Source organism: Pseudomonas sp. S2_A05, from assembly GCF_054668485.1.
The window spans coordinates 4,413,041-4,438,217 of the sequence record NZ_CP162775.1 but is presented as its reverse complement, the minus strand read 5'-3'; the positions used below and the strand labels follow the sequence as shown (position 1 = coordinate 4,438,217).

Here is a 25,177-nt window from a genome sequence, read left to right as displayed (position 1 = left end):
TCGCGAAAGCGTTTTGTCAGTCGCCATTGATGAACCTGATCCACCGCTTTCGCGAGCAGGCTCGCTCCCACAGGGTTAAATGTCTTGCATCAACCCGGTAAATTGCCTGCACCCCAACCCGTATTCATGAGGAGAGCGCGCGTGTCGCCAAGCCTGTTCCGACGATAACCATCAGCCCGCTGTGCGTTTTTCGTTTCGCCCCTTTTTTCGGCTGCTCTTTATTACAGGCCCAGGTTCATGCCCGAATACGTCAATTGGCTTCGCCACGCGTCCCCATACATCAATGCCCACCGCGATTGCACCTTCGTCGTCATGCTGCCCGGCGACGGCGTCGAGCATCCGAATTTCGGCAACATCGTCCACGACCTGGTCTTGCTGCACAGTCTTGGCGTGCGTCTGGTGCTGGTGCACGGCTCGCGCCCGCAGATCGAAACCCGCCTCGCCGCCCGTGGCCTGACCCCGCATTACCATCACGGCATGCGCATCACCGATGCCGCGACGCTTGAGTGTGTGATCGATGCGGTGGGCCAGTTGCGCATCGCCATCGAGGCGCGGCTGTCGATGGACATGGCCTCGTCGCCGATGCAGGGCTCGCGTCTGCGCGTGGCCAGCGGCAACCTCGTCACCGCGCGGCCGATCGGTGTGCTGGAAGGTGTCGACTATCACCACACCGGTGAAGTGCGTCGGGTTGACCGCAAGGGGATCAATCGCCTGCTCGATGAACGCTCGATCGTATTGCTGTCGCCGCTGGGCTACTCGCCGACCGGTGAAATTTTCAACCTCGCCTGCGAAGACGTCGCCACCCGCGCCGCGATTGATCTGGGCGCGGACAAGCTGCTGTTGTTCGGCGCCGAACTCGGCCTGATCGACGAAAACGGCAAACTGGTGCGCGAACTGCGCCCGCAACAAGTGCCGGCACATTTGCAGCGCCTCGGCATGAGCAACTATCAAGCGGAGTTGCTCGATGCCGCCGCCGAAGCCTGCCGTGGCGGTGTGGCGCGCAGTCATATCGTCAGTTACGCCGAAGATGGCGCGCTGCTGACTGAGCTGTTCACCCGTGACGGTGGCGGTACGCTGGTCGCGCAGGAGCAGTTCGAACTGGTGCGCGAAGCGGCGATTGAAGACGTCGGCGGTTTGCTCGACCTGATCAGTCCGCTGGAAGAGCAGGGCATTCTGGTGCGCCGCTCGCGGGAAGTGCTGGAGCGCGAGATCGAGCAGTTCAGCGTGGTCGAGCGCGAAGGCATGATCATCGCCTGTGCGGCGCTGTATCAGATTGCCGATTCCGATGCCGGCGAACTGGCGTGTCTGGCGGTGAATCCGGAATACCGCCACGGCGGACGCGGCGACGAATTGCTGGAACGCATCGAAACCCGCGCGCGGGCGCAGGGTTTGAAAACCCTGTTCGTACTTACTACGCGCACTGCGCACTGGTTCCGCGAGCGCGGGTTCGAGCCAAGCAGCGTCGAACGCCTGCCAGCGGCACGGGCGTCGCTGTACAACTATCAGCGTAATTCGAAGATCTTCGAAAAGACCCTCTGAACAACAGCGAGGTCTGTGGCGAGGGGATTTATCCCCGCTGGGTCGCGTAGCGGCCCCCTGTGGTTTCACTTGGAATCGCTGGGGCACTGCTGTGCAGTCCAACGGGGATAAATCCCCTCGCCACTTTCTGCATTCAGTCAGTGATGAATTTGGCGCTGACGTACGGCGAATAATCCGCCAGCACTGTCTCGACCTTGCCCTGTTCCTTCAAGAATTTCGCCGTTTCGGCAATGGCCTCGGCGGTGCCGCCGTCCAGCAGCGCCGTGCTTTGCTGCGCCTTGGCATCCGGGAACGCCGAACCGGCCAGCAGTTCCGGTACATCTGCTGCGTTGGCACCGGTCAATTTGGCGATTTTCTGCACAGGCACCGAGTCGGCCGTCCAGCTGTCTTTGTGCGCGGCGTAATCAGCGAACGAATCCAGGGTGACCTTGGCGAATTTCGCCACGACCTCGGGATGCTTCTCGGCAAAGTCCTTGCGCGCGACCCACACCTCGAAGGTCGGCGCACCCCACTGGCCGACCTGGGCGGCGTCGGTCAGGGTCTTGCCGGTCTTGCGGATCTCGCCCAGCGCCGGCGACCAGACAAACGCACCATCAATGTCGCCACGCTTCCACGCGGCGGCGATTTCCGCCGGTTGCAGGTTGACCACTTTGACTTGCGAAGTATTCAGGCCCCAGTGCTTCAGCGCCCCAAGCAGACTGTAGTGCGAGGTCGACACGAACGGTGTGGCGATGGTCTTGCCGACCAGATCCTGCGGTTTGTCGATGCCGCTGCCGTTGCGCACCACCAAGGCTTCTGCGGCATTAATCTGCGCCGAAACGATAAACGCCACGATCGGCAAATTGCGCGAGGCCGCTGCAGCCAAGGGACTCGAGCCAAGGTTGCCTATCTGCACGTCGCCAGAAGCAATGGCAGTGACGACTTCCGGGCCGCTGTTGAAACGACGCCAGTCGATCTTCTCGCCGATGGTTTTTTCATAGACACCATCGGCCTGCGGCACTTTGCTCGGATCGATCCCGGTCTGGTAACCGACCGTCAGACCGGCGGCATGTGTGGAAAAAGAAAACAGTGCCGACACACAAACTGTAACAAATTGACTTGATAGTGCGCGTTTCGCCATGATGCGTCGCCTTTTCGATGGGATTTGCCGTGTTGGGAGCACGGCAAAGCTAATCGATCTAAAAAAAGGTCAACAAATACCATTTAGGAATGAGCTTAGGCGCCGATACGCTGTTTCCCGGCGCGGATGGCCATTAATGGGCCATATACCTGAATGGCATGAAAAAGAACGAATAAATTCTTTTTGGGATTATCAGGAAGTCTTTACGCTGCAGGGACCAAATCACTCGCGATTAGACGATGGTCGTAGACATACAAGGTTACGATTGACTTGGCAGTCACGGTCTGGCGCTAATCGCGGATCTTAGGATTCAGGGCAAATCGACCCCGAACCAGGAACACAAGAATTAGAACGAGAGGAGCGATACATGAACAAGTCCACCTTGGCCCTGGCTGTGGCCGTTGGGGTTATGGCGCAGCAGGCAGGCGCCGCCGGTTTTATCGAAGACAGCAAGGCTACTCTGGGTCTGCGCAACTTCTACATCAACACTGACAACCGTAACGGCACTGCCGAACCAAGCCGCAACGAAGAGTGGGGCCAAGGCTTCGATCTGCGTTTCATTTCCGGTTACACCCAAGGCACTGTCGGCTTCGGTATCGATGCCATCGGCCTGTTGGGCGTACGTCTGGATTCGGGCGGCGGCACCAACGGTAACGTTGCCTCCAACGGCACCCCAGGCACTGCTTACGGCGGCACTGTTTTCCCAAGCGAATCCAACGGTCAGGCAGTTGATAACTTCTCCAGCCTGGGCCTGACAGCCAAAGCGAAGATCTCCCAGACCGAACTGAAGCTGGGTACTCTGCAGCCGAAGAACCCGGTCATCGTCACCAACGACGGTCGTTTGCTGCCGCAAACCTGGCAGGGTGGCCAGATCACTTCCGGCGAGATCAAGGACCTGACTCTGGTCGGTGGCCAGATCGAGCACGTGAAAGGTCGTAACTCCAGCAACAATGAACAGCTGTCGATCGGTGGTGCAAACGCACGCACCGCGAACAGCAACAAGTTCATCTACGCCGGTGGTGATTACAAAATCACCAAGGACCTGACTGCCCAGTACTACTACGGCAATCTGGAAAACTTCTACAAGCAGCATTTCCTGGGTCTGGTGCATAACTGGTCGATCGGTCCAGGTGTGTTGAAGTCCGACTTCCGTTACTTCAATAGCTCCGACGACGGCCGTAATGGCGATGAATCTGCCTATTTCAGCAACGGTGCCTACGGCAACAGTTCGCTGGGTAACGGCAAAGGCAAGGTCGACAACAATCTGTACAGCGGCCTGTTCCTGTACACCGTTGCCGGTCACACCTTTGGTGGCGGCTATCAGGTGAGCAACGGCAGCAGCGACTTCCCTTGGCTGAACCAGGGCGACGGTTCGTCGAACTACACCATCACCGACATGCAGATCCAGAAGTTCAACCGTGCCGGCGAGCGCACCTGGCAAGCACGTTACTCCTATGACTTCGCCAAGGTTGGCGTGCCTGGCCTGACCGCAGGCATGGTTTACCTGCGTGGCGACAATGTCGATACCTACGCGAGTCGTGTGCAAACCTCCAATGGCGCTTCCGAGTGGGAACGCGATCTGACCGTGGCGTACGTGGTTCCGGAAGGCCCGTTGAAGAACGTCGGCTTCATGTGGAAAAACGCTTCGTGGCGCACCGACATCGCTGGTCAACGCGACCAGGACGAAAACCGCCTGATCCTCAGCTACTCGATCCCGCTGCTGTAATAGCGCTCGAGCAACTGAAGCAAAAAAAGCCCCGTCCGGCATCGCGCCGGACGGGGCTTTTGCGTTTTCGAGTCAGGCTCACCCCCGTAAGCCCTTCTCGATTTCCCTCTTTGCTGCAACTCAAGGCCTTCTCGAACCTTGCGTTGGATGTTCGTCGCGATGCGGGTCGGTGTCCAATGAACAGATGTTTAATATTCACTAATGATCTAGATATCTAGTTATTTATTCTTTTTCACGCTGATCGATCCCGAGCTACAGTTGTTGTCTCCCATCCCTCATCAGGAGCAGCACCATGAGCCTCAGACTCGGCGACATCGCCCCCGATTTCGAACAGGACTCCAGCGCCGGCAAGATTCGTTTTCACGAATGGCTGGGCGATAGCTGGGGCGTGCTGTTTTCCCATCCGGCGGACTTCACTCCGGTGTGCACCACCGAGCTGGGTTTCACCGCCAAGCTCAAGGATGAATTCAGCCGACGCGGCGTCAAGGCCATCGCGCTGTCGGTTGACCCGGTGGACTCGCACCACAAGTGGATCGAGGACATCAACGAAACCCAGAACACTATCGTCAACTTCCCGATCCTGGCCGATGCCGATCGCAAGGTCTCCGATCTCTACGACCTGATCCACCCGAACGCCAACGACACGCTGACCGTACGTTCGCTGTTCGTCATCGATCCAAACAAGAAGATCCGTCTGACCATTACCTACCCGGCGAGCACCGGGCGCAACTTCCACGAGATCCTGCGGGTGATCGACTCGCTGCAGCTCACCGACAATTACAAAGTCGCCACCCCGGCCAACTGGCAGGACGGTGAAGAAGTGGTGATCGTGCCGTCGCTCAAGGACGAAGACGAGATCAAGCAGCGCTTCCCAAAGGCTATCGCGCGGTGAAGCCCTACCTGCGCCTGACGCCGCAGCCGAACAAATAAGATTTGTGGTGCAGTCACCGCCGCTTTCGCGAGCAGGCTCGCTCCCACATTTGCAATGCATTCCCCTGTGGGAGCGAGCCTGCTCGCGAAGGCGTCAGTCCAGGCACTTGAGAATCCAGAATCACAACGCAGGGGAATTTCGGCCGTTTCGACGGCCTTTTTTTTCGCCTGGATTCTGCTTATCTTCATATTTCTTAAACGCATAACCAAATGAATAAATATGATTTATGGATATATAAATCAGCTGGTAAGGTCACTGCCATTGAAGCGAGATCGCAGCCTGCGAATCGCCTGTAACGCTTAAAGGAATCTGCAATGCTGGTCGTCTCACTCGGTGGCAGCCCCAGCCTGCGCTCCCGTTCCGGGGTGCTGCTGGAGCGTTCGCAACGCTGGTTGCAACAGCAAGGGGTGGAAGTGGTGAGTTATCAGGTGCGGGACTTCCCGGCCGAGGATCTGCTCCACGCGCGCTTCGACAGTCCGAAGGTCCTCGACCTGCTGCAACAGATCGCAAACGCCGATGGCCTGCTGATCGCCACGCCGGTGTACAAGGCCTCGTTTTCCGGAGCGCTGAAGACCCTGCTGGATCTGCTCCCCGAGCGTGCTTTGAACCACAAGGTTGTCTTGCCGATGGCCACGGGCGGCAGCATCGCCCACATGCTGGTGGTCGATTACGCCCTCAAGCCTGTGCTGTCGGCACTCAAGGCCCAAGAGATGCTTCAGGGCATTTTCGCCGAGGACAGCCAGATCGCTTACGGCGAAGGCAGTGCCGCCGCGCAACTGGCGCCGGCCCTGGAGCAGCGCTTGCACGAGGCCCTGGATCAGTTCATCGGCGCCATGGCGCGCCGGCCGAAACCGCTGGAGCCAGGCCTGCTGAACGAACGTTTGTTGAGTGCTCGCTGGAGCATTTAAGCCTTATCGAAACTTGAAGTACTGGCCTTACTCGCCCGCCAACGGGCAAGCAGGTGCAGCCACAACCCAACAGCAAAAAGGAGAGCGCTATGCGCACTGTATTTTTGCGTCGTGGTCTGGTCGCTCTGTTTGCTGCGGCTGTCACCTTCGGCGCCATTACCCAAGCTCAAGCCGAGACATTGCGGATCGGTTATCAGAAGTACGGCACGCTGGTGCTGCTCAAAGCCAAGGGCACGCTGGAAAAACGCCTCGCCGCGCAAGGCGTCGACGTGCAATGGACCGAGTTTCCCGGCGGCCCGCAGCTGCTCGAAGGCCTCAACGTCGGCTCGATCGATTTCGGCGTGACCGGCGAAACCCCGCCGGTTTTCGCCCAGGCCGCTGGCGCGGATCTGCTCTACGTCGCCTATGAACCGCCAGCACCGAACAGCGAAGCGATCCTCGTGCCGAAGGACTCGCCGATCAAATCGGTGGCCGATCTCAAGGGCAAGAAAGTCGCCCTGAACAAAGGCTCCAACGTCCACTACCTGCTGGTGCGTGCACTGGAAGACGCCGGCCTCAAGTACAGCGACATTCAAACCGTGTTCCTGCCGCCAGCCGATGCTCGCGCTGCGTTCGAACGTGGCAGTGTCGACGCCTGGGTCATCTGGGATCCGTATCAGGCCGCTGCCGAGAAACAACTGCAAGCGCACACCCTGCGCGACGGCAAAGGCATCGTCGACAACCATCAGTTCTATCTGGCCACAAAACCTTACGCGCAGAAAAATCCCGAGGTGATCAAGACCCTCGTCGAAGAGGTGCGCGCGGTTGGTGAATGGTCGAAAGCCAATCCCGAAGACGTGACGCAACAGGTCGCGCCACTGCTTGGCCTGCCGGCGGACATCACCCTGACCTCGGTGAAACGCCAGGGCTACGGCGCGCTGTTCCTGACCCCGGAAGTGGTCGCTGCGCAACAGAAAATCGCCGACACGTTCTTCCAGCTCAAGCTGATTCCCAAGCCGTTGAGCATCAAGGATGTGATCTGGACCCCGCCGGCCGCTGTGGCCCAAAGCTCCCAAGCCCAGTAATTCGAATCCACAAGGAGACCACTCCATGAGCCTCAACATCTTCTGGTTCCTGCCGACCCACGGCGACGGCCATTACCTTGGCACCGCCGAAGGCGCCCGCGCGGTTGATCACGGTTACCTGCAACAGGTCGCGCAAGCGGCGGATCGTCTGGGTTTTGGCGGTGTGTTGATTCCGACCGGGCGTTCCTGCGAAGACTCATGGCTGGTCGCGGCCTCGCTGATTCCAGTGACCCAGCGCCTGAAGTTTCTGGTCGCCCTGCGCCCCGGGATCATCTCCCCGACGGTCGCGGCGCGCCAGGCAGCGACGCTGGATCGTTTGTCCGGCGGGCGTGCGCTGTTCAATCTGGTCACCGGTGGCGATCCGGAGGAACTGGCTGGCGATGGTCTGTTCCTCAACCATGAAGAACGCTATCAGGCCTCGGTGGAGTTCACCCGCATCTGGCGCCGTGTTCTGGAAGGCGAAACCGTCGATTACGATGGCGAGCACATCAGCGTGAAAGGCGCGAAGCTGCTCTATCCACCGATCCAGCAACCGCGTCCGCCGCTGTATTTCGGTGGCTCTTCGGAAGCGGCGCAAGATCTGGCCGCCGAGCAGGTCGAGATGGTTCTGACCTGGGGCGAGCCGCCGGCCGCGGTGGCCGAGAAGATCGCACAAGTGCGCGCCAAAGCCGCCAAGCTCGGCCGCACCGTGCGCTTCGGCATTCGTCTGCATGTGATCGTCCGTGAAACCAATGCCGAAGCCTGGCAGGCAGCGGACCGGCTGATCTCGCATCTGGACGACGACACCATCCAACGTGCCCAGGCTTCGCTGGCGCGCTTCGATTCGGTCGGCCAGCAACGCATGGCCGCGCTGCACGGCGGCAGCCGCGACAATCTTGAAGTCAGCCCGAACCTCTGGGCCGGCGTCGGTCTGGTACGTGGCGGTGCCGGTACGGCGCTGGTCGGCGATGGCCCGACCGTGGCAGCGCGGGTCAAGGAATATGCGGATCTGGGCATCGACACCTTCATCTTCTCCGGTTATCCACACCTCGAAGAATCGTATCGCGTGGCAGAGCTGCTGTTCCCGCACCTCGACGTCGAGCGCCCGGAACTGCCGAAGAGCGCCGGTTATGTCAGCCCGTTCGGCGAGATGGTCGCCAACGACATTCTGCCCAAAGCCGCGTCGCAGAGCTGAGGCGCGGCCATGAACAAATTCATCCACAGCCTCGCGCCTTGGGCGTTGCCGGTGTTGCTGCTGGCGGTGTGGCAGTTGTCGGTGTCGGCCGGTTGGTTGTCGACGCGGATTCTGCCGGCACCGGTGGCGGTGATCGAAGCCGGTGTCAGTCTGGTGCGCAGCGGCGAGATCTGGACACACCTGGCGATCAGCGGCTGGCGCGCAGCACTCGGTTTCACCATCGGCGGCAGCATCGGTCTGGTGCTGGGTTTCATCACCGGCCTGTCGAAGTGGGGCGAACGCCTGCTCGACAGCTCGGTGCAGATGATCCGCAACGTGCCGCATCTGGCGCTGATTCCGCTGGTGATCCTGTGGTTCGGCATTGACGAGTCAGCGAAGATTTTCCTCGTGGCGCTGGGCACTTTGTTCCCGATTTACCTCAATACTTACCACGGCATCCGCAACGTCGACCCGGCGTTGGTGGAGATGGCGCGCAGTTATGGTCTGAGCGGTTTCAGCCTGTTCTGGCAGGTGATTCTGCCGGGTGCGTTGCCGTCGATTCTGGTTGGCGTGCGCTTCGCCCTGGGCTTTATGTGGCTGACGCTGATCGTCGCTGAAACCATCTCGGCCAGCTCCGGTATCGGCTATCTGGCGATGAACGCCCGCGAGTTCCTGCAGACCGATGTGGTAGTGCTGGCGATCCTGCTTTACGCGGTGCTCGGCAAACTTGCCGACCTCGCCGCCCGTGGACTTGAGCGTGTGTGGCTGCGCTGGCACCCGGCCTATCAGGTTGCCAAGGGAGGTGCGGCATGACCGCTCAACAACCTCCACGCCTGTTGCGCGGGATTCCGCTGGCGGTGCGCAATCTGCAGAAAACCTTCGGCTCACGCCAAGTGTTGCGCGACATCGATCTGCACATTCCGGCGGGGCAATTCGTCGCCGTGGTCGGGCGCAGTGGTTGTGGCAAGAGCACGTTTTTGCGCCTGCTCGCCGGCCTCGATCAACCGACTGGCGGCGAGCTGCTGGCCGGTTCCGCGCCGCTCAGCCAGGCGCGCGACGATACGCGGCTGATGTTCCAGGAAGCGCGGCTGCTGCCGTGGAAAAAGATCATCGACAACGTCGGTCTCGGCCTCAAGGGCAACTGGCGCCAGCAAGCGCTGGACGCACTGGAAGCAGTGGGCCTGGCCGATCGCGCCAATGAATGGCCGGCGGCGTTGTCCGGTGGCCAGAAGCAGCGCGTCGCGCTGGCCCGGGCGCTGATTCACCAGCCGCGTCTGCTGCTGCTCGACGAACCACTCGGCGCACTGGATGCGCTGACCCGCATCGAGATGCAGCAATTGATCGAACGGCTGTGGCAGCAACACGGTTTTACCGTGCTGCTGGTGACCCATGACGTCAGTGAAGCGGTGGCGATCGCCGATCGGGTGATCCTGATCGAGGACGGCGAAGTCGGCCTCGACCTGCACGTCGAACTGCCGCGCCCCGGGTGCGTGGCTCGCATCGCCTCGCCGCACTGGAAACCGAAGTGCTCAACCGTGTTCTGTCCCTGCCCGGCGAACCGCCGGCGCCGGAACCCGTTTCACCCCTGCCTACGCAACTGCGCTGGGCGCAATAACACCTTTATCAACGACAGGAATCAATGCCATGACTATCAAAGCCATCAACGTGCGCAACCAGTTCAAAGGCTCGATCAAGGAAATCGTCCTCGGCGACGTGCTGTCGGAAATCGACGTGCAGACCGCTTCGGGCATCGTCACTTCGGTGATCACTACCCGCTCTGTGAAAGAGCTGGAGCTGGTGGTCGGCAGTGAGGTGATCGCCTTTGTGAAGTCCACCGAGGTGTCCATCGCCAAGTTGTGAGCCGGTGAGCAAAAAACAACCCCGGAGGGTGTGAGCCCTTCGGGGTTTTTTGTGCCTGTCGCGGATTCGGCGGCGCGGCTTTCGCGAGCAGGCTCGCTCCCACAGGGGAACGCATTTCAAATGTGGGAGCGAGCCTGCTCGCGAAAGGGCCGGTGCATGCGCTAGAGATTTCTTTTGGGTAGATACGGCGGAAGGTACAACCCGATATAGGCATCAAACACGCGCATCCCTTCCTCGGCCATGCGCGGGGTGATCTGCCCGTGCTGCTGCACCGAACGTGCATAGACCCGGTCGCCCAGTTCCATCGCCAGGGCAAACACATCGACATCGTCCGGCAGCCTCGGCAACTCGAAATGCTGGTCGAACAGCTTGTGCATCAGGTCGCCCAGTTCGAGGTCGTGCTGGCGGTCGGCCTGGGTGACTTCGGTCAGGCCATGTTGCGCCAGAATCAATTGCCGTGCGGCGGCATCCTGATCGTAGATCTCGAGCATGCGCTGTTCGACCAGTCGCGACAGATCTCGCCAGTCGCGCAAGGCATCATGATCGATCGGTGCTTGCAGGCAAGCGCGGAAGGCTGCGTGGACATCGGCGGTCAGCGCTTCGAGCAGCGCCGGGACGCTGGCGAAAAAGTGATACACGGAGGAGGGCGGAATCTGCGCGCGCTCGGCCACGCTGTAAATCGACAGACTGGCCACGCCCTCCGCCGCCAGCAACGTGCGCGCGGCATCGAGGATCGAATCGATCCGCGCCTGACTGCGGGCACGGGGTTTGCGGACGGTGGCGGGACGCGTCATGGAAGTCTCCTGCGGGGCAGCGGGCATTGTACGAGGCGGTTCAGGTGTTGTCTGCCAGTACCCTGTGGCGAGGGGATTTAGCGAAACGTCGCACCGCCCCGTTCGGCTGCGCAGCAGTCGTAAACCCTGAGAGCCGGGTATTCCTGACACACCGAGTGGGATGGATTTGGGGCTGCTTCGCAACCCAACGGGGATAAATCCCCTCGCCACAGGTTTTGTGTTCGGCCATAAAAAAACGCCGTGGGCGCGAAGCCAACGGCGTTTCTTTGGACGTTACAACGCTTAAACGGTATGCAGATACCAGTTGTACTCAAGGTCGGAGATGGAGTGTTCGAACTCCTCCAGCTCGCTTTCCTTGCAGGCAACGAAGATATCGATGTACTTCGGATCGATGTACTTGGCCATCACCTCGCTGTCGTCCAGCTCGCGCAGGGCATCGCGCAAGTTGTTCGGCAGGCTCTGTTCGTTCTGCTCGTAGCTGTTGCCTTCGACAGGCGCGCCCGGTTCGATCTTGTTGACCAGGCCGTGGTGCACGCCGGCCAGTACCGAAGCCATCAGCAGGTACGGGTTGGCGTCGGCGCCGGCCACGCGGTGTTCGATACGTACGGCATCGGCAGAGCCGGTCGGTACGCGAATCGCCACGGTGCGGTTGTCCAGGCCCCAGCACGGCGAGTTCGGTACGTAGAACTGCGCGCCGAAGCGACGGTAGGAGTTGACGTTCGGGCAGAGGAAAGCCATCTGCGCCGGCAGGGTCTCGAGCACACCGCCGATCGCGTGACGCAGCGCGGCGTTCTGCTCGGGATCCTCGCTGGCAAAAATGTTTTTGCCGGCTTTGTCCAGAATCGAAATATGTACGTGCAGACCATTGCCCGCCTGGCCCGGATACGGCTTGGCCATGAAGGTGGTGTCCATTTCATGGTCGTAGGCGATGTTCTTGATCAGACGCTTGAGCAGCACTGCGTAGTCGCAGGCCTTGATCGGGTCGGCGACGTGGTGCAGGTTCACTTCGAACTGCGCCGGGGCACTTTCCTTGACGATCGCGTCGGCCGGGATGCCTTGCTCTTTGGCACCTTCCAGAATGTCCTCGAGGCAGTCGACGTATTCGTCGAGGTCGTCGATCAGGTAGACCTGAGTCGAGTGCGGGCGTTTGCCGGAGATCGGCGAGCGTGGCGGCTGTGGACGGCCGTTCACGTTTTCCTGGTCGATCAGGTAAAACTCGAGTTCGAAGGCGGCGCAGATGGTCAGGCCGAGCTCGTCGAACTTGGTCACCACCTGGCGCAGCACTTCACGGGGATCGGCGAAGAACGGATCGCCTTCGAGTTCGTGCATGGTCATCAACAGCTGCGCGGTCGGGCGCTTCTGCCATGGCTCGTTGCACAGGGTATCGGGGATCGGATAGCAGATGCGATCGGCGTCGCCGATGTCCAGGCCCAGACCGGTGCTTTCCACCGTGGAGCCGTTGATATCCAGAGCAAATAGAGAGGCCGGCAGGTTGATGCCTTTCTCGTAAACCTTGTGGAGGCTGGTGCGTTCGATGCGCTTGCCGCGCACCACACCATTCATATCCGCAATCAGAAGGTCAACGTACAGAACCTCAGGATGTTCCTTAAGGAACGCGTTCGCTTCGTTAAGCTGAACGGCACGCGGGGGTACCGACATGATGCAACACCTTTGTTGTTAAAAATATCAATCATTGATCTTTTCTGGTTTCAGTCAACCCGAACGGCCTGCCGAAGTCAAGCGAGGCCTTTTTTGCCCCGAAAAAGCGCTTGAAGGGCATTTATGGGGCACTTTGGGGCGTTTTTTCAAACCTTGAACGTTGCTCAGCTGCGGGCTTGAGCAGGCCGTGTTGTATTTTTTACGGGGGTGTTGTGTAAAAAAATGAACAAGGCTAAGCTCCGGTCAAACCCATAACAGCAATAATACCGGGGTGCTTCATGTCTCGCCTGCCGTTAATCGGCATCACCGACTGCTCGCAACAGTCCGGTCTGCATGCTCATCACATCAGTGGCGATCAATCCGTCCGTAGCGCAGCCAGCAAGGCGCGCAGCCTGTTGACGAGACTCTCGTCAACATCCGGCAAAACGGCAGCGTCCGATATTCTGGACGTCGGGCACAGCATCCGCTTTATGGCGTCTCCTTTCACTATAGAACTCTTTCCCTCCCAAAGCCCGTGCCGCACTCAGCGTCATGCTTGTGATTCTGCACGTTTGCAAAGTGCACGGGAAATGCAACGCCAGCGTCAAGGGCAGGTAAGCTCCTCTTTCATTGTCTATGCGCGGTGCCAGGCGTAAGCCGGCACTGCGCGAGCAAGCCCCCTTTAACGCGACGCCGCAAGCGTCAAAATTGCCTGACATCGCGTCAGGAGACTCAGCCCAGAGGCATTTATGAGTAACAACCTCGACCAGCTCACCGATTGGTTGAAAGACCGCAAGATCACAGAAGTCGAATGCATGATCGGCGACTTGACCGGGATCACCCGGGGCAAGATTTCGCCGACCAACAAGTTCATCGCCGAGAAAGGCATGCGTCTGCCGGAGAGCGTGCTGCTGCAGACCGTGACCGGCGACTACGTCGAAGACGACATCTATTACGAACTGCTCGACCCGGCCGACATCGACATGATCTGCCGTCCCGACCAGAACGCCGTGTACCTGGTGCCGTGGGCGATCGAGCCGACCGCGCAGGTGATCCACGACACCTACGACAAGCAAGGCAACCCGATCGAGCTGTCGCCACGCAACGTCCTCAAGAAAGTCTTGAAGCTGTATGCCGACAAGGGCTGGCAGCCGATCGTGGCGCCGGAAATGGAGTTCTACCTGACCAAGCGCAGCGACGACCCCGACTATCCGTTGCAGCCGCCGATCGGCCGCTCGGGCCGTCCGGAAATCGGTCGGCAGTCGTTCTCCATTGAAGCGGCCAACGAATTCGACCCGCTGTTCGAAGACGTCTACGACTGGTGCGAATTGCAGGAGCTGGACCTCGACACGCTGATCCACGAAGACGGCACCGCGCAGATGGAAATCAACTTCCGTCACGGTGATGCCCTGTCGCTGGCCGATCAGATTCTGGTGTTCAAGCGCACCATGCGCGAGGCCGCGCTCAAGCACGATGTCGCTGCGACATTCATGGCCAAGCCGATGACCGGCGAGCCGGGCAGCGCCATGCACCTGCACCAGAGCATCATCGACATTCAGACCGGCAAGAACGTTTTCTCCAACGAAGACGGGACCATGAGCCAGCTGTTCCTGCACCACATCGGTGGCTTGCAGAAACTGATCCCCGAGCTGTTGCCGCTGTTCGCGCCGAACGTCAACTCGTTCCGCCGCTTCCTCCCGGACACTTCGGCACCGGTGAACGTCGAGTGGGGTGAAGAAAACCGCACCGTCGGCCTGCGTGTACCGGATGCCGGCCCGCAGAACCGGCGCGTGGAAAACCGCCTGCCGGGCGCCGACGCCAACCCGTACCTGGCGATCGCCGCGAGCCTGCTCTGCGGTTACATCGGCATGGTCGAGGGCCTGAACCCGAGCGCGCCAGTGGTCGGCCGTGGTTACGAGCGCCGCAACCTGCGCCTGCCGCTGACCATCGAAGACGCGCTGGAGCGTATGGAAAACAGCGCGACCATCGAGAAGTATCTCGGCAAGACCTTCATCACCGGCTACGTCGCGGTCAAGCGGGCCGAGCATGAAAACTTCAAGCGCGTGATCAGTTCCTGGGAGCGTGAGTACCTGCTCTTCGCCGTCTGATACGCCGGGCGCGGCGGCCAGCCGTCGCGCCTTCACCGATAACAAGGAGAATTGGCATGACCAGCAACAACCCGCAAACCCGTGAGTGGCAAGCGCTGAGCAGCGATCACCACCTGGCCCCGTTCAGCGACTTCAAGCAACTGAAAGAGAAGGGCCCGCGGATCATCACCAACGCCAAGGGCGTTTATCTGTGGGACAGCGAAGGCAACAAGATCCTCGACGGCATGGCTGGCCTCTGGTGCGTGGCGATCGGTTACGGTCGCGATGAACTGGCCGATGCCGCCGCCAAACAGATGCGCGAACTGCCTTACTACAACCTGTTCTTCCAGACTGCCCACCCGCCGGCGCTGGAACTGGCCAAGGCGATCGCCGAAGTGGCGCCAGAAGGCATGAACCACGTGTTCTTCACCGGCTCCGGCTCCGAAGGCAACGACACCATGTTGCGCATGGTCCGTCACTACTGGGCGATCAAAGGCCAGCCGAACAAGAAAGTCATCATCAGCCGCAAGAACGGTTATCACGGTTCGACCGTGGCCGGCGCGAGCCTCGGCGGCATGACCTATATGCACGAGCAGGGCGACCTGCCGATTCCGGGCATCGTCCACATCGCCCAGCCGTACTGGTTTGCCGAAGGCGGTGACATGTCGCCGGAAGAGTTCGGCATCTGGGCGGCCAATCAGCTCGAAGAAAAGATTCTCGAAGTCGGCGTCGACAACGTCGGTGCCTTTATTGCCGAGCCTATTCAGGGTGCCGGCGGCGTGATCATTCCGCCCGACACCTACTGGCCGCGCATCAAGGAAATCCTCGCCAAGTACGACATCCTCTTCGTCGCCGATGAAGTGATCTGCGGTTTCGGCCGTACCGGTGAGTGGTTCGGTAGCGATTTCTACGACCTCAAACCCGACATGATGACCATCGCCAAGGGCCTGACCTCCGGCTACATCCCGATGGGGGGATTGATCGTGCGTGATTCGGTGGTGGCCGTGCTCAACGAAGGCGGCGATTTCAACCACGGCTTCACTTACTCCGGGCACCCGGTGGCAGCAGCGGTGGGCCTGGAAAACATCCGCATCCTGCGCGACGAAAAAATTATCGAGAACGCCCACAACGAAACGGCACCGTATTTGCAGAAACGTCTGCGCGAGCTGAACGATCACCCGTTGGTGGGTGAAGTTCGCGGCGTCGGTCTGCTGGGGGCGATCGAGCTGGTGCAGGACAAGGCCACGCGCAAGCGTTACGAAGGCAAGGGCGTGGGCATGATCTGCCGGCAGTTCTGCTTCGACAATGGCCTGATCATGCGCGCGGTGGGCGACACCATGATCATCGCGCCGCCGCTGGTGATCAGCAAAGCCGAAATCGATGAGCTGGTTACAAAAGCACGCAAGTGTCTGGACCTGACCCTCAATGCGCTGCAGGCCTAGGTGCTAGGCTTTGGGCGGGGGAGCTGCGGCGCACTCGCTCAAAGCTGTCAGAAAGGCTGGTCTTTTGTTGAAAGACCGCCTCGGATCTTGCCAGACTAGCCGCGGTTCCAGTTGTCCGGGTTCGGCCGCTGAACAAAGTGGTTCAAAAAAGAAAAATTTGGAGCATGACGCATGAAGGCATTAGGTAAAAAGCTAGCTGGCAAGACTCTGCTCGCGCTGTCCATGGCGGGCATGATGGCGGGTGCGGTGCACGCGGACGACAAGGTGCTGCACGTCTACAACTGGTCCGACTATATCGCGCCGGACACCGTGGCCAACTTCGAAAAAGCCACCGGGATCAAAGTCGTCTACGACGTCTTCGACAGTAACGAAACCCTGGAAGCCAAGCTGCTGGCCGGCAAGTCCGGTTACGACATCGTGGTGCCTTCCAACAACTTCCTCGCCAAGCAGATCAAGGCCGGCGTTTACCAGGAGCTGGACAAGTCCAAGCTGCCTAACTGGAAAAACCTCGACGAAGACCTGCTCAAGGCCGTTGGCGACGCCAGCGACCAGGGCAACAAACACGCCTTCCCGTACATGTGGGGCTCGATCGGCATCGGCTACAACCCGGCCAAGGTCAAGGCTGCGCTGGGTATCGACAAGATCGATTCGTGGGACGTGGTGTTCAAGCCGGAAAACATCGAGAAACTCAAAAGCTGCGGCGTGAGCTTCCTCGATGCCCCGACCGAAATGATTCCGGCGGCATTGCACTATCTGGGCAAGCCGACCAACAGCAAGGACAAGGCTGATCTGAAAGCCGCCGAAGACCTGTTCCTGAAGATCCGTCCTTCGGTCGCCTACTTCCACTCTTCCAAGTACATCTCGGACCTGGCCAACGGCAACATCTGCGTCGCCGTCGGTTACTCGGGTGACCTGGAGCAATCCAAGACCCGCGCCCAGGAAGCCGGTGACAAGGTCAAGCTGGCCTACACCATTCCGAAAGAAGGCGCCGGTACTTTCTACGACATGGTCGCCATTCCCAAGGATGCCGAAAACGTCGAAGCCGCCTACAAGTTCATGAACTACCTGCTGGAGCCGCAAGTGATGGCCGGCATCACCAACGCCGTGCGTTTCCCGAACGGCAACAAGGCGGCAACGCCTCTGGTGGACAAGGACATCACCAGCGACCCGAGCATCTATCCTTCGGCTGAAGTGAAGAAGCAACTCTATGCGATCAGCGATCTGGACGCCGCCACACTGCGTCTGATCACCCGCAGCTGGACCAAGATCAAATCGGGCAAATAAGCCGGTTTGTCGCCACAACCACTGGCCGTCGTCGTCGCGACGGCGGCCAGCGGATAATTAAATGACAGAAAGTTTTGCTGGATCGGTTTTTCGAGGGTAAGTTGCGCGCCGGTTTTGTTGTCGGGCAGCCATGGCTGTCATGCAGCGCGGGGCAACTTGGGCCCAATCAATTTAGAGGACCTCCACTTGCCTGTATTTTCTTCTTTGCGCAAAGCCCTGCTGGCCGCTGCCGGCCTGACAATCGCTGTCGGAGCCCAGGCCGCCGGTACGGTGCATATTTATAACTGGTCCGATTACATCGGCGAATCGACTCTGGCCGACTTCGAGAAAGAGACCGGGATCAAACCGGTCTACGACGTTTTCGACTCCAACGAAACCCTGGAAGGCAAGCTGCTCGCCGGGCGCACCGGTTATGACGTGGTCGTGCCGTCGAACCACTTTCTTGGCAAGCAGATCAAGGCGGGCGCGTTCCAGAAGCTCGACAAGGCGCAGTTGCCGAATTATTCCAACCTCGACCCGGTGCTGCTCAAGCGCCTGGAGCAGAACGATCCCGGCAACCTCTACGCCGTACCGTATCTGTGGGGCACCAACGGCATCGGCTACAACGTCGACAAGGTCAAAGCTGTGCTGGGTATCGACAAGATCGATTCCTGGGCCGTGCTGTTCGAGCCGGAAAACATCAAGAAGCTGCACAGCTGCGGTGTCGCGTTCCTCGATTCGGCTGACGAAATGATGCCGACCATGCTCAATTACCTGGGCCTGAACGCCAACAGCACCAACACCAAGGACTACGAAAAGGCCACCGCCAAGCTGCTCGCGGTGCGTCCCTACGTGACCTATTTCCATTCGTCGAAGTACATCGGCGATCTGGCCAACGGCGACATCTGCGTGGCCATCGGTTTCTCCGGCGATATCTTCCAGGCGAAGAACCGTGCCGAGGAAGCCAAGAAGGGCGTCAACATCGCCTATTCGATTCCGAAAGAGGGCGGCGCGCTGTGGTTCGACATGCTGGCGATCCCCAAGGATTCGTCCAACGTCAAAGAGGCCCACGCCTTCATCAACTATTTGCTGAAACCTGAGGTGATCGCCCAGGTCAGTGATTACGTCGGTTACGCCAACCCCAATCCGGGTTCGGACAAGCTGATGGAACAATCCATTCGCACCGATGAAGCGGTTTACCCACCGCAAGCAGTCCTCGACAAGACCTACGTGTCGACCGAGTTGCCAGCCAATATTCAGCGTTTGATGACCCGTAGCTGGACCAAGGTCAAGTCGGGCAAATAACGCACAAACTATCCAGGGTTCGTCTTGCGGGGCGAACTGCTGCTTCTGTTGGGAGTTTCGTAAATGGCAGTTGCCTCCGGCGCCTACAAGAAAGCCCTCGAGGGCGACCAGACACCGAAACAGGTGCTGGTCAAAATCGACCGGGTCACGAAGAAGTTCGACGAGACGATTGCCGTGGACGACGTGTCCCTGGAAATCAAGAAGGGCGAGATCTTTGCCCTGCTCGGCGGTTCGGGATCGGGCAAATCCACCTTGCTACGGATGCTGGCAGGCTTCGAACGGCCCACGGAAGGGCGGATTTTCCTCGACGGCGTCGACATCACCGACATGCCGCCGTACGACCGTCCGATCAACATGATGTTCCAGTCCTACGCTTTGTTCCCGCACATGACCGTGGCGCAGAACATTGCCTTCGGCTTGCAGCAGGACAAGATCCCCAAGGCCGAGATCGACGCCCGCGTGGCCGAGATGCTCAAGCTGGTGCAGATGAGCCAGTACGCCAAGCGCAAGCCGCATCAACTGTCCGGCGGCCAGCGTCAACGCGTGGCCCTGGCCCGTTCGCTGGCCAAGCGGCCGAAGCTGTTGCTGCTCGACGAACCGATGGGCGCACTGGACAAAAAGCTGCGTTCGCAGATGCAGCTGGAACTGGTGGAAATCATCGAGCGCGTCGGCGTGACCTGCGTGATGGTGACCCACGACCAGGAAGAGGCCATGACCATGGCCGAGCGCATCGCGATCATGCACCTGGGCTGGATTGCGCAGATTGGTAGCCCGATTGACATCTACGAAACCCCGACCAGCCGTCTGGTCTGCGAATTCATCGGCAACGTCAACATCTTCGAAGGCGAAGTGATCGACGACGCCGAAGGCCACGCGACCATCACCTGCAAGGACCTCGACCGGCAGATCTACGTCGGCCACGGCATCAGTACCTCGGTGCAGGACAAGTCGGTCACCTACGCGATTCGCCCGGAAAAACTGCTGGTCACCGCCGACATGCCGACCTGCGAGTACAACTGGTCGAGCGGCAAGGTCCACGACATCGCTTATCTGGGCGGGCACTCGGTGTTCTACGTCGAATTGCCGAGCGGCAAACTGGTGCAGTCGTTCGTCGCCAACGCCGAACGTCGCGGCGCGCGTCCGACCTGGGGCGATCAGGTCTACGTGTGGTGGGAAGACGATAGCGGCGTGGTACTTCGCTCATGAACATGCGCAAATTCAAACGCCGTATAAACCGAATCATCCCCAATGGCCGGCAGCTGGTCATCGGGGTGCCGTTCATCTGGCTGTTCCTGTTCTTCATGCTGCCGTTCTTCATCGTTCTGAAGATCAGCTTCGCCGAAGCCGACGTGGCGATCCCGCCGTACACCGAGATCTACACCTACGCCGAGCAGAAGCTGCAACTGCTGCTGAACCTGGGCAACTACGCGTTGCTTGGCGACGACGAACTGTACATCGCCGCCTATCTCGGCTCGCTGAAAATGGCCTTTATCAGCACCGTGCTCTGCCTGCTGATCGGTTACCCGATGGCCTACGCCATCGCCAGCGCGCGCAAGGAGCTGCAAACGGTACTGGTGCTGCTGATCATGATGCCGACCTGGACGGCGATCCTGATCCGCGTGTACGCGTGGATGGGCATCCTCAGCAACAACGGCCTGCTCAACGGCTTCCTGATGAGCATGGGCCTGATCGACGAGCCGCTGCAGATCCTCAACACCAACCTGGCGGTGTACATCGGGATTGTCTATTCGTACCTGCCGTTCATGATCCTGCCGCTGTACGCCAACCTGGTGAAGCACGATCAGAGTCTGCTGGAAGCCGCGTCGGATCTGGGTTCGAGCACCTTCAACAGCTTCTGGAAAATCACCATTCCGCTGTCCAAGAACGGCATCATTGCCGGCTGCATGCTGGTGTTCATTCCCGTGGTCGGCGAGTTCGTGATCCCGGAACTGCTCGGCGGCCCGGAAACCCTGATGATCGGTAAGGTGCTGTGGCAAGAATTCTTCAACAACCGCGACTGGCCGGTGGCGTCCGCCCTGGCGGTGGTGATGCTGGCGATCCTGATTGTGCCGATCATTCTGTTCAACCGCAGTCAGGCCAAGGAAATGGAGGGTAAAGAATGAAGCGCTTCCGTTTCTCCAGCCTGATGCTGGTACTGGGTCTGATCTTCATCTATCTGCCGATGCTGATTCTGGTGATCTACTCGTTCAACGCCTCGAAACTGGTGACGGTATGGGGCGGCTGGTCGATCAAGTGGTACGTCGGCCTGCTCGACAACTCGCAACTGATGGGCTCGGTGCTGCGCTCGCTGGAAATCGCCTGCTACACCGCGGTTGCTGCGGTGGCGCTGGGTACCCTGGCAGCGTTCGTGCTGACCCGCATCACTCACTTCAAGGGCCGCACGCTGTTCGGTGGCCTGGTGACTGCGCCGTTGGTGATGCCGGAAGTGATCACCGGTCTGTCGCTGTTGCTGCTGTTCGTGGCCATGGCCCAAATGATCGGCTGGCCGCAGGAGCGCGGCATCGTCACCATCTGGATCGCCCACACCACGTTCTGCGCCGCGTATGTGGCGGTGGTGGTGTCAGCGCGCTTGCGTGAGCTGGACCTGTCGATCGAAGAGGCGGCGATGGACTTGGGCGCGCGGCCGTGGAAGGTGTTCTTCCTGATCACCATCCCGATGATCGCGCCGTCGCTGGCGGCGGGCGGGATGATGTCGTTCGCGCTGTCGCTGGATGACCTGGTGCTGGCGAGCTTCGTGTCCGGCCCGGGTTCGACGACCCTGCCGATGGAAGTGTTCTCGGCCGTGCGCCTGGGTGTGAAGCCGGAAATCAACGCCGTGGCCAGTCTGATTCTGCTGGCGGTGTCGCTGGTGACCTTCCTCGTCTGGTTCTTCAGCCGCCGCGCCGAAGAAGCACGCAAGAAAGCCATCCAGCAAGCCATCGAAGAAAGCGCCGCCGATTCGTGGAAACAACCGGACGCACGCCGCGCGCCAGCGCCGGAAGCGGCCTAAGCAATATCAGGTTGGCCTCAACCCTGCGGCCAACCTGGTTGTAAATGTGGGAGCGAGCCTGCTCGCGAAGACAGAGTGTCAGTCGACTCCGATGCCGGCTGACACAGCGCTTGCGAGCAGGCTCGCTCCCACATTTGGAATGCAATCTCCTGTGGGAGCGAGCTTGCTCGCGAAAGGGCCGGTCGAGACGGCATCAATCTATTGCGCAGCCCGCGCAGGCAGCAGCTTCAACGTACTGCGCGTATTCGCCAGCACCTCTTCCTCGCTGAAATGCGCCTGCACATAAATCCCCTCCACATACGCCTCGGCCTGATCGTCATAGTGACTGTCCAGTGGCACGCCACTCTGGCCGACCGGATTGATCGTCAGGCTATGGACCGGATCGGCAAAATCCACCAGACGCCGCGTCGACGGTCCATAGGTCACCGGCCATGGCGCCGGGCCGATTTTTGCCGAGAGGTTGTTCGGCACTTCATGACTGCCCGGCGCCGCGAACGGGCCGACGTTGAACAGGCGATCCAGCGGCTTCTGCTGCCCCAGCGGATGGCCGTGAGTCAGGGTGTGCGCCGCGCCCCACTGCCAACCGGCCACGTTATCGCCGAGGGTCAGTTTCAGATGCGCCATGCTTGCCGCCCACGCCGTGCGCACGACATCGGCGCGGGTTTCTTTGGCCGGCGTGCTGCGATTGTCCCACCACGGTGAGTCCGCCTTGGCCGCCAGGCGTGGCAACGCCGAATCGATTACCCGCGTCGACAGCAGTGTCTCGAAGAAGTCATTGCCCAACTCATCGCGCATCGACGCGTCGGCAAGGTCGTAGAGGAATTGGTTGAACACCGTCGCGCTGATCGAATTCAGCGGATAGTCGCCGGGCCACTGCGCCAATTGCTCGACCAGTTTCAGCTGCGCCGGATCACTCACCACCTCGCGCAACACCGGCAACAGCGGCGCCAACAGACGCGGGCCGTAACCGGTCGCGGTGCCCAGTTGCAGTTGCTGGTTGGCCTCGTTGTTCCACTTCACCCGGTTGTCGCTGAGCTGACGGTCAAGCTGCTGACCGCGATCGGCAAGGTTGTAATAACCGGGAATCTCCATGCCGGTCGGCGACACGGGCTGGAAGTTGGCCGAGACGATATAGCCGCGCGCCGGGTTCTCTTCCTGCGGGTTGGCGCTGAACGGGTAATAGCCGTCCTTGTCCGCCTCGGGCGTGCTGCCGTCGAGGATGAAGTCCGGTTTCACCCCGGCCGGACGTTTGGGCAGCAAGGCCGAGGCCCACCAGGCGATATCGCCTTTGGCGTTGGCGTACACCAGATTCAGGCCCGGCGCCTGCACCTTGGCCGCTGCCGCGCGGGCCTTGGCCAAGGTGTCGGCGCGGTTGAGCTGGTAGAAGCCGTCGAGGATCGGGTTAGGTGTTTCGAGGAAGGCCCACCACATCGCGATCGGGGTCTTGCCGGCGGCGCTGCCAAGAGCATCGTTGACGATTGGCCCGTGCGGGGACTGGCGCAAGGTGAGAGTCACCGGCGCCTGACCCTTTACATTGATCTGTTGTTCGCTGACGAGCATCTCGGTCCACTGGCCGCGATACCAGACCTGATTGGGATTGTCCGGGTTGACCTTCTCGGCGATCAGATCGAGGTCATCGTTCTGGAACATGGTCAGGCTCCAGCCGAAATCGAGGTTGTGTCCCAGAAACGCGAACGGCACCAGTGCCTGATGATGGCCGTACAACTCGAAACCCGGCGCCGACAACTGCGCCTCGTACCACACCGACGGCACCGAGAAACGAATATGCGGATCGCCGGCCAGCAATGGCTTGCCACTCTGACTGCGGCTGCCGGCAATCACCCAGGCGTTGCTGCCCTCGAACTGCGGCAGGCCGTTGTCGAGCAGCGCCTGTTCGCTGAGGCGGGCGAGGGCGGTGAGGTCCTGCCAGTCGCCGGCGGCGAGGGCCGGTGCGTGCCGGGTGTGATCGGTGGCCAGAACGCCTTTGGCCTGCCAGTCGAGATCGAAGACATTGAGGTAATCGGCGCCGAGCTGATCGCGCACGTAGGTCAGCAGCGGCTCGGTGCGAAACGCAGCAGCAAAGCTGTAGGCCATGTAGCCGGCGACGCTGATGCTGTCTTCGGCAGTGAACGGCCGCTTGGGGATGCCCAGCACGTCGAACTCGATCGGCGCGGCGTGGGCGTCCTGATATTGGTTGATGCCATCCAGATAGGCTTGCAGGCCCTTCCATGCCGGCGACTGCTTGTCGAGGCTGGCGACGTAACTGGCCGCGCGCTCGCGAATGCGCAGGCTGCGAAACAGTTTGTCGGTGTCGAGCAGTTTCGGCCCTAGCACTTCGGCCAGCTCGCCCCGGGCGAGGCGGCGCATGGCTTCCATCTGGAACAGACGATCCTGCGCGTGCACATAACCGAGGGCGCGATAGAGGTCGGTTTCGTTCTCGGCGCGGATATGCGGCACACCGCGCTCGTCATAGCGCACGGTCACCGAGCCTTGCAGGTTGCGCAGCTCGACCTGGCCCTGGCGCGTCGGCTGCTTGCTGTAGATATACCCGCCGGCGGCGCCGAGCAGGACAACGATGAGCAGGGCAACGACGATCAACGCACGCTTCATGGTGACTCCTTGTGCAGGCGGGAAGGCCACCCGTCGGGCTGCAAACATTTAGCACAGAGCATCTGTGCGGTGCAGCGCTGTCCTTGAAAAGTCCGGAATGCCTTACTTCGCGTCCGCCGGCCATGGGCAATAACAACCCACCGCCAAGGTGTGGGTAGCATTGACCGGGCGATCTTCCGTCAGGGCATGCAGGATCGGTTCGATAAAGCTGTTGCTGGAGTTGCAGGTCAAGCCTTCGCTGTACGGGCCGAAGTAGGCGAGTTTGCCGCTGCGATCCCAGATCGCCACGGCAGGGCTGGCGGGGATCTGTTCGGCGCCGGGCAGGACGATGATGGTTTTCAGGCTGGCGAGGGTGGCGGGCAACTGGCCGTGGCTGCCGGGCTTTTGCACGGCGAAGAACTCCACTCCACGCGCGCCGAACTGTTCGACCATCTCGCTCAGGTGCTGTTGATTGCCGACATTGCACGGACAGGCCGGGTCCCAGAAGTGCACGAGGCGGATATTTCCCGGCCCGGCGAGGTTGTCCGGCAGGCGCAGCGGGTCACCGGAAAATACCGCCGTATGTTCGCTGAACGCGCGCAGATAGCGGCCCTGAAACCAGTCATACGCCGCCCATAGCACCCCGGCGCAGATCAGCGCGAGCAGGCTGGCGAACAGTGCGGTGCGGTAGGGCGAACGCATGGTTTTCGATCCTCGAAAGGCCGGCTAGCTTGCCATGTCTGCCTCT

19 protein-coding genes and 2 pseudogenes are annotated in these 25,177 nt (G+C 60.4%); 16 read left to right on the top strand and 5 right to left on the bottom strand.

Annotation, left to right across the window (positions count from 1 at the left end; all coding sequences use genetic code 11):
* Positions 1 to 237: 237 nt before the first annotated feature.
* A complete protein-coding gene (gene argA, locus AB4O12_RS20245) occupies positions 238 to 1,539 on the top strand; it encodes an amino-acid N-acetyltransferase (RefSeq protein ID WP_016772647.1) in 1,302 nt (433 codons plus the stop codon).
* Positions 1,540 to 1,672: 133 nt separating this feature from the next.
* Here the strand turns inward: argA and tauA are convergent, their stop codons facing one another.
* Positions 1,673 to 2,662, bottom strand: a complete 990-nt coding sequence (gene tauA / locus AB4O12_RS20240; protein WP_323619973.1) for a taurine ABC transporter substrate-binding protein — start codon at positions 2,660 to 2,662, stop codon at positions 1,673 to 1,675.
* A gap of 364 nt (positions 2,663 to 3,026) precedes the next feature.
* Here tauA and AB4O12_RS20235 point away from each other — a divergent pair, with 364 nt between their 5' ends.
* From AB4O12_RS20235 to AB4O12_RS20200, 8 genes and pseudogenes are all read left to right on the top strand, one after another.
* Positions 3,027 to 4,385 carry an OprD family porin gene (locus AB4O12_RS20235; protein ID WP_095181290.1) on the top strand — a complete coding sequence of 453 codons (1,359 nt, stop codon included), beginning with the start codon at positions 3,027 to 3,029 and terminating at the stop codon, positions 4,383 to 4,385.
* Positions 4,386 to 4,677: 292 nt separating this feature from the next.
* Positions 4,678 to 5,315 (top strand): annotated as a pseudogene (locus AB4O12_RS20230) (peroxiredoxin).
* Positions 5,316 to 5,630: 315 nt separating this feature from the next.
* Positions 5,631 to 6,224 carry an NADPH-dependent FMN reductase gene (gene ssuE / locus AB4O12_RS20225; protein WP_016772651.1) on the top strand — a complete coding sequence of 198 codons (594 nt, stop codon included), beginning with the start codon at positions 5,631 to 5,633 and terminating at the stop codon, positions 6,222 to 6,224.
* 89 nt (positions 6,225 to 6,313) lie between these two features.
* Positions 6,314 to 7,288 carry a sulfonate ABC transporter substrate-binding protein gene (locus tag AB4O12_RS20220; RefSeq protein WP_041476876.1) on the top strand — a complete coding sequence of 325 codons (975 nt, stop codon included), beginning with the start codon at positions 6,314 to 6,316 and terminating at the stop codon, positions 7,286 to 7,288.
* Between the two features lie 25 nt (positions 7,289 to 7,313).
* A complete protein-coding gene (gene ssuD, locus AB4O12_RS20215) occupies positions 7,314 to 8,462 on the top strand; it encodes an FMNH2-dependent alkanesulfonate monooxygenase (RefSeq protein ID WP_016772653.1) in 1,149 nt (382 codons plus the stop codon).
* A 9-nt stretch (positions 8,463 to 8,471) separates the two neighbouring features.
* Positions 8,472 to 9,254, top strand: a complete 783-nt coding sequence (gene ssuC, locus AB4O12_RS20210) for an aliphatic sulfonate ABC transporter permease SsuC (protein ID WP_027610511.1) — start codon at positions 8,472 to 8,474, stop codon at positions 9,252 to 9,254.
* Positions 9,251 to 10,056, top strand: a pseudogene (gene ssuB / locus AB4O12_RS20205) (aliphatic sulfonates ABC transporter ATP-binding protein). The gene ssuC and the pseudogene ssuB overlap by 4 nt, the downstream one beginning before the upstream one ends.
* 29 nt (positions 10,057 to 10,085) lie before the next feature.
* Positions 10,086 to 10,301: a TOBE domain-containing protein gene (locus AB4O12_RS20200; protein ID WP_003229256.1), complete on the top strand. Its 216-nt coding sequence runs from the start codon at positions 10,086 to 10,088 to the stop codon at positions 10,299 to 10,301.
* Positions 10,302 to 10,462: 161 nt separating this feature from the next.
* On the opposite strand, the gene AB4O12_RS20195 is transcribed toward AB4O12_RS20200, so the two are convergent.
* Both AB4O12_RS20195 and AB4O12_RS20190 read right to left on the bottom strand, forming a co-directional pair.
* Complete coding sequence (locus tag AB4O12_RS20195; protein ID WP_095181294.1) at positions 10,463 to 11,095, bottom strand: TetR/AcrR family transcriptional regulator; 633 nt, start codon at positions 11,093 to 11,095, stop codon at positions 10,463 to 10,465.
* Positions 11,096 to 11,377: 282 nt separating this feature from the next.
* The gene (locus AB4O12_RS20190; RefSeq protein WP_460059637.1) at positions 11,378 to 12,754 is read right to left on the bottom strand and encodes a glutamine synthetase family protein; all 1,377 of its coding nucleotides are present in this window, start codon (positions 12,752 to 12,754) and stop codon (positions 11,378 to 11,380) included.
* Between the two features lie 728 nt (positions 12,755 to 13,482).
* Between AB4O12_RS20190 and AB4O12_RS20185 the strand changes: the two genes are divergently transcribed.
* The 7 genes from AB4O12_RS20185 to AB4O12_RS20155 all read left to right on the top strand — a co-directional run bounded on the left by AB4O12_RS20185 (position 13,483) and on the right by AB4O12_RS20155 (position 21,840).
* Positions 13,483 to 14,841 carry a glutamine synthetase family protein gene (locus tag AB4O12_RS20185; protein ID WP_016772658.1) on the top strand — a complete coding sequence of 453 codons (1,359 nt, stop codon included), beginning with the start codon at positions 13,483 to 13,485 and terminating at the stop codon, positions 14,839 to 14,841.
* Positions 14,842 to 14,897: 56 nt separating this feature from the next.
* Complete coding sequence (locus tag AB4O12_RS20180; protein ID WP_041476872.1) at positions 14,898 to 16,262, top strand: aspartate aminotransferase family protein; 1,365 nt, start codon at positions 14,898 to 14,900, stop codon at positions 16,260 to 16,262.
* A 171-nt stretch (positions 16,263 to 16,433) separates the two neighbouring features.
* Positions 16,434 to 17,546 (top strand): polyamine ABC transporter substrate-binding protein, encoded by a 1,113-nt coding sequence (locus AB4O12_RS20175; RefSeq protein WP_039757472.1) that lies wholly within the window; start codon positions 16,434 to 16,436, stop codon positions 17,544 to 17,546.
* A gap of 186 nt (positions 17,547 to 17,732) precedes the next feature.
* Positions 17,733 to 18,830, top strand: a complete 1,098-nt coding sequence (locus AB4O12_RS20170; protein WP_038860901.1) for a polyamine ABC transporter substrate-binding protein — start codon at positions 17,733 to 17,735, stop codon at positions 18,828 to 18,830.
* Positions 18,831 to 18,893: 63 nt separating this feature from the next.
* On the top strand, positions 18,894 to 20,036 hold the full coding sequence (locus AB4O12_RS20165; protein ID WP_016772662.1) for an ABC transporter ATP-binding protein: 1,143 nt from the start codon (positions 18,894 to 18,896) through the stop codon (positions 20,034 to 20,036).
* A gap of 35 nt (positions 20,037 to 20,071) precedes the next feature.
* Positions 20,072 to 20,953, top strand: coding sequence for an ABC transporter permease subunit (locus AB4O12_RS20160; RefSeq protein ID WP_177327003.1), 882 nt, complete (start codon positions 20,072 to 20,074; stop codon positions 20,951 to 20,953).
* On the top strand, positions 20,950 to 21,840 hold the full coding sequence (locus tag AB4O12_RS20155; RefSeq protein ID WP_150742954.1) for an ABC transporter permease subunit: 891 nt from the start codon (positions 20,950 to 20,952) through the stop codon (positions 21,838 to 21,840). The genes AB4O12_RS20160 and AB4O12_RS20155 overlap by 4 nt, the downstream gene beginning before the upstream one ends.
* Positions 21,841 to 22,038: 198 nt before the next feature.
* Here the strand turns inward: AB4O12_RS20155 and AB4O12_RS20150 are convergent, their stop codons facing one another.
* Together AB4O12_RS20150 and AB4O12_RS20145 are read right to left on the bottom strand one after the other, a co-directional pair.
* Positions 22,039 to 24,450, bottom strand: coding sequence for a penicillin acylase family protein (locus AB4O12_RS20150; protein WP_460059636.1), 2,412 nt, complete (start codon positions 24,448 to 24,450; stop codon positions 22,039 to 22,041).
* A gap of 102 nt (positions 24,451 to 24,552) precedes the next feature.
* Entirely contained in the window at positions 24,553 to 25,131 is a 579-nt protein-coding gene (locus tag AB4O12_RS20145) for a DUF6436 domain-containing protein (protein WP_056786241.1), read from the bottom strand.
* Positions 25,132 to 25,177: the final 46 nt, after the last annotated feature.

What these genes read in the sequence shown, in the direction of transcription:
- AB4O12_RS20190 (WP_460059637.1), bottom strand. Translation starts at nt 12,754, where the DNA reads ATGTCGGTACCCCCGCGTGCCGTTCAGCTTAACGAAGCGAACGCGTTC.
- AB4O12_RS20200 (WP_003229256.1), top strand. Translation starts at nt 10,086, where the DNA reads ATGACTATCAAAGCCATCAACGTGCGCAACCAGTTCAAAGGCTCGATC.
- AB4O12_RS20145 (WP_056786241.1), bottom strand. Translation starts at nt 25,131, where the DNA reads ATGCGTTCGCCCTACCGCACCGCACTGTTCGCCAGCCTGCTCGCGCTG.
- AB4O12_RS20155 (WP_150742954.1), top strand. Translation starts at nt 20,950, where the DNA reads ATGAAGCGCTTCCGTTTCTCCAGCCTGATGCTGGTACTGGGTCTGATC.
- ssuD (WP_016772653.1), top strand. Translation starts at nt 7,314, where the DNA reads ATGAGCCTCAACATCTTCTGGTTCCTGCCGACCCACGGCGACGGCCAT.
- argA (WP_016772647.1), top strand. Translation starts at nt 238, where the DNA reads ATGCCCGAATACGTCAATTGGCTTCGCCACGCGTCCCCATACATCAAT.
- ssuC (WP_027610511.1), top strand. Translation starts at nt 8,472, where the DNA reads ATGAACAAATTCATCCACAGCCTCGCGCCTTGGGCGTTGCCGGTGTTG.
- AB4O12_RS20185 (WP_016772658.1), top strand. Translation starts at nt 13,483, where the DNA reads ATGAGTAACAACCTCGACCAGCTCACCGATTGGTTGAAAGACCGCAAG.
- AB4O12_RS20165 (WP_016772662.1), top strand. Translation starts at nt 18,894, where the DNA reads ATGGCAGTTGCCTCCGGCGCCTACAAGAAAGCCCTCGAGGGCGACCAG.
- AB4O12_RS20150 (WP_460059636.1), bottom strand. Translation starts at nt 24,450, where the DNA reads ATGAAGCGTGCGTTGATCGTCGTTGCCCTGCTCATCGTTGTCCTGCTC.
- AB4O12_RS20235 (WP_095181290.1), top strand. Translation starts at nt 3,027, where the DNA reads ATGAACAAGTCCACCTTGGCCCTGGCTGTGGCCGTTGGGGTTATGGCG.
- ssuE (WP_016772651.1), top strand. Translation starts at nt 5,631, where the DNA reads ATGCTGGTCGTCTCACTCGGTGGCAGCCCCAGCCTGCGCTCCCGTTCC.
- AB4O12_RS20195 (WP_095181294.1), bottom strand. Translation starts at nt 11,095, where the DNA reads ATGACGCGTCCCGCCACCGTCCGCAAACCCCGTGCCCGCAGTCAGGCG.
- AB4O12_RS20175 (WP_039757472.1), top strand. Translation starts at nt 16,434, where the DNA reads ATGAAGGCATTAGGTAAAAAGCTAGCTGGCAAGACTCTGCTCGCGCTG.
- AB4O12_RS20220 (WP_041476876.1), top strand. Translation starts at nt 6,314, where the DNA reads ATGCGCACTGTATTTTTGCGTCGTGGTCTGGTCGCTCTGTTTGCTGCG.
- AB4O12_RS20180 (WP_041476872.1), top strand. Translation starts at nt 14,898, where the DNA reads ATGACCAGCAACAACCCGCAAACCCGTGAGTGGCAAGCGCTGAGCAGC.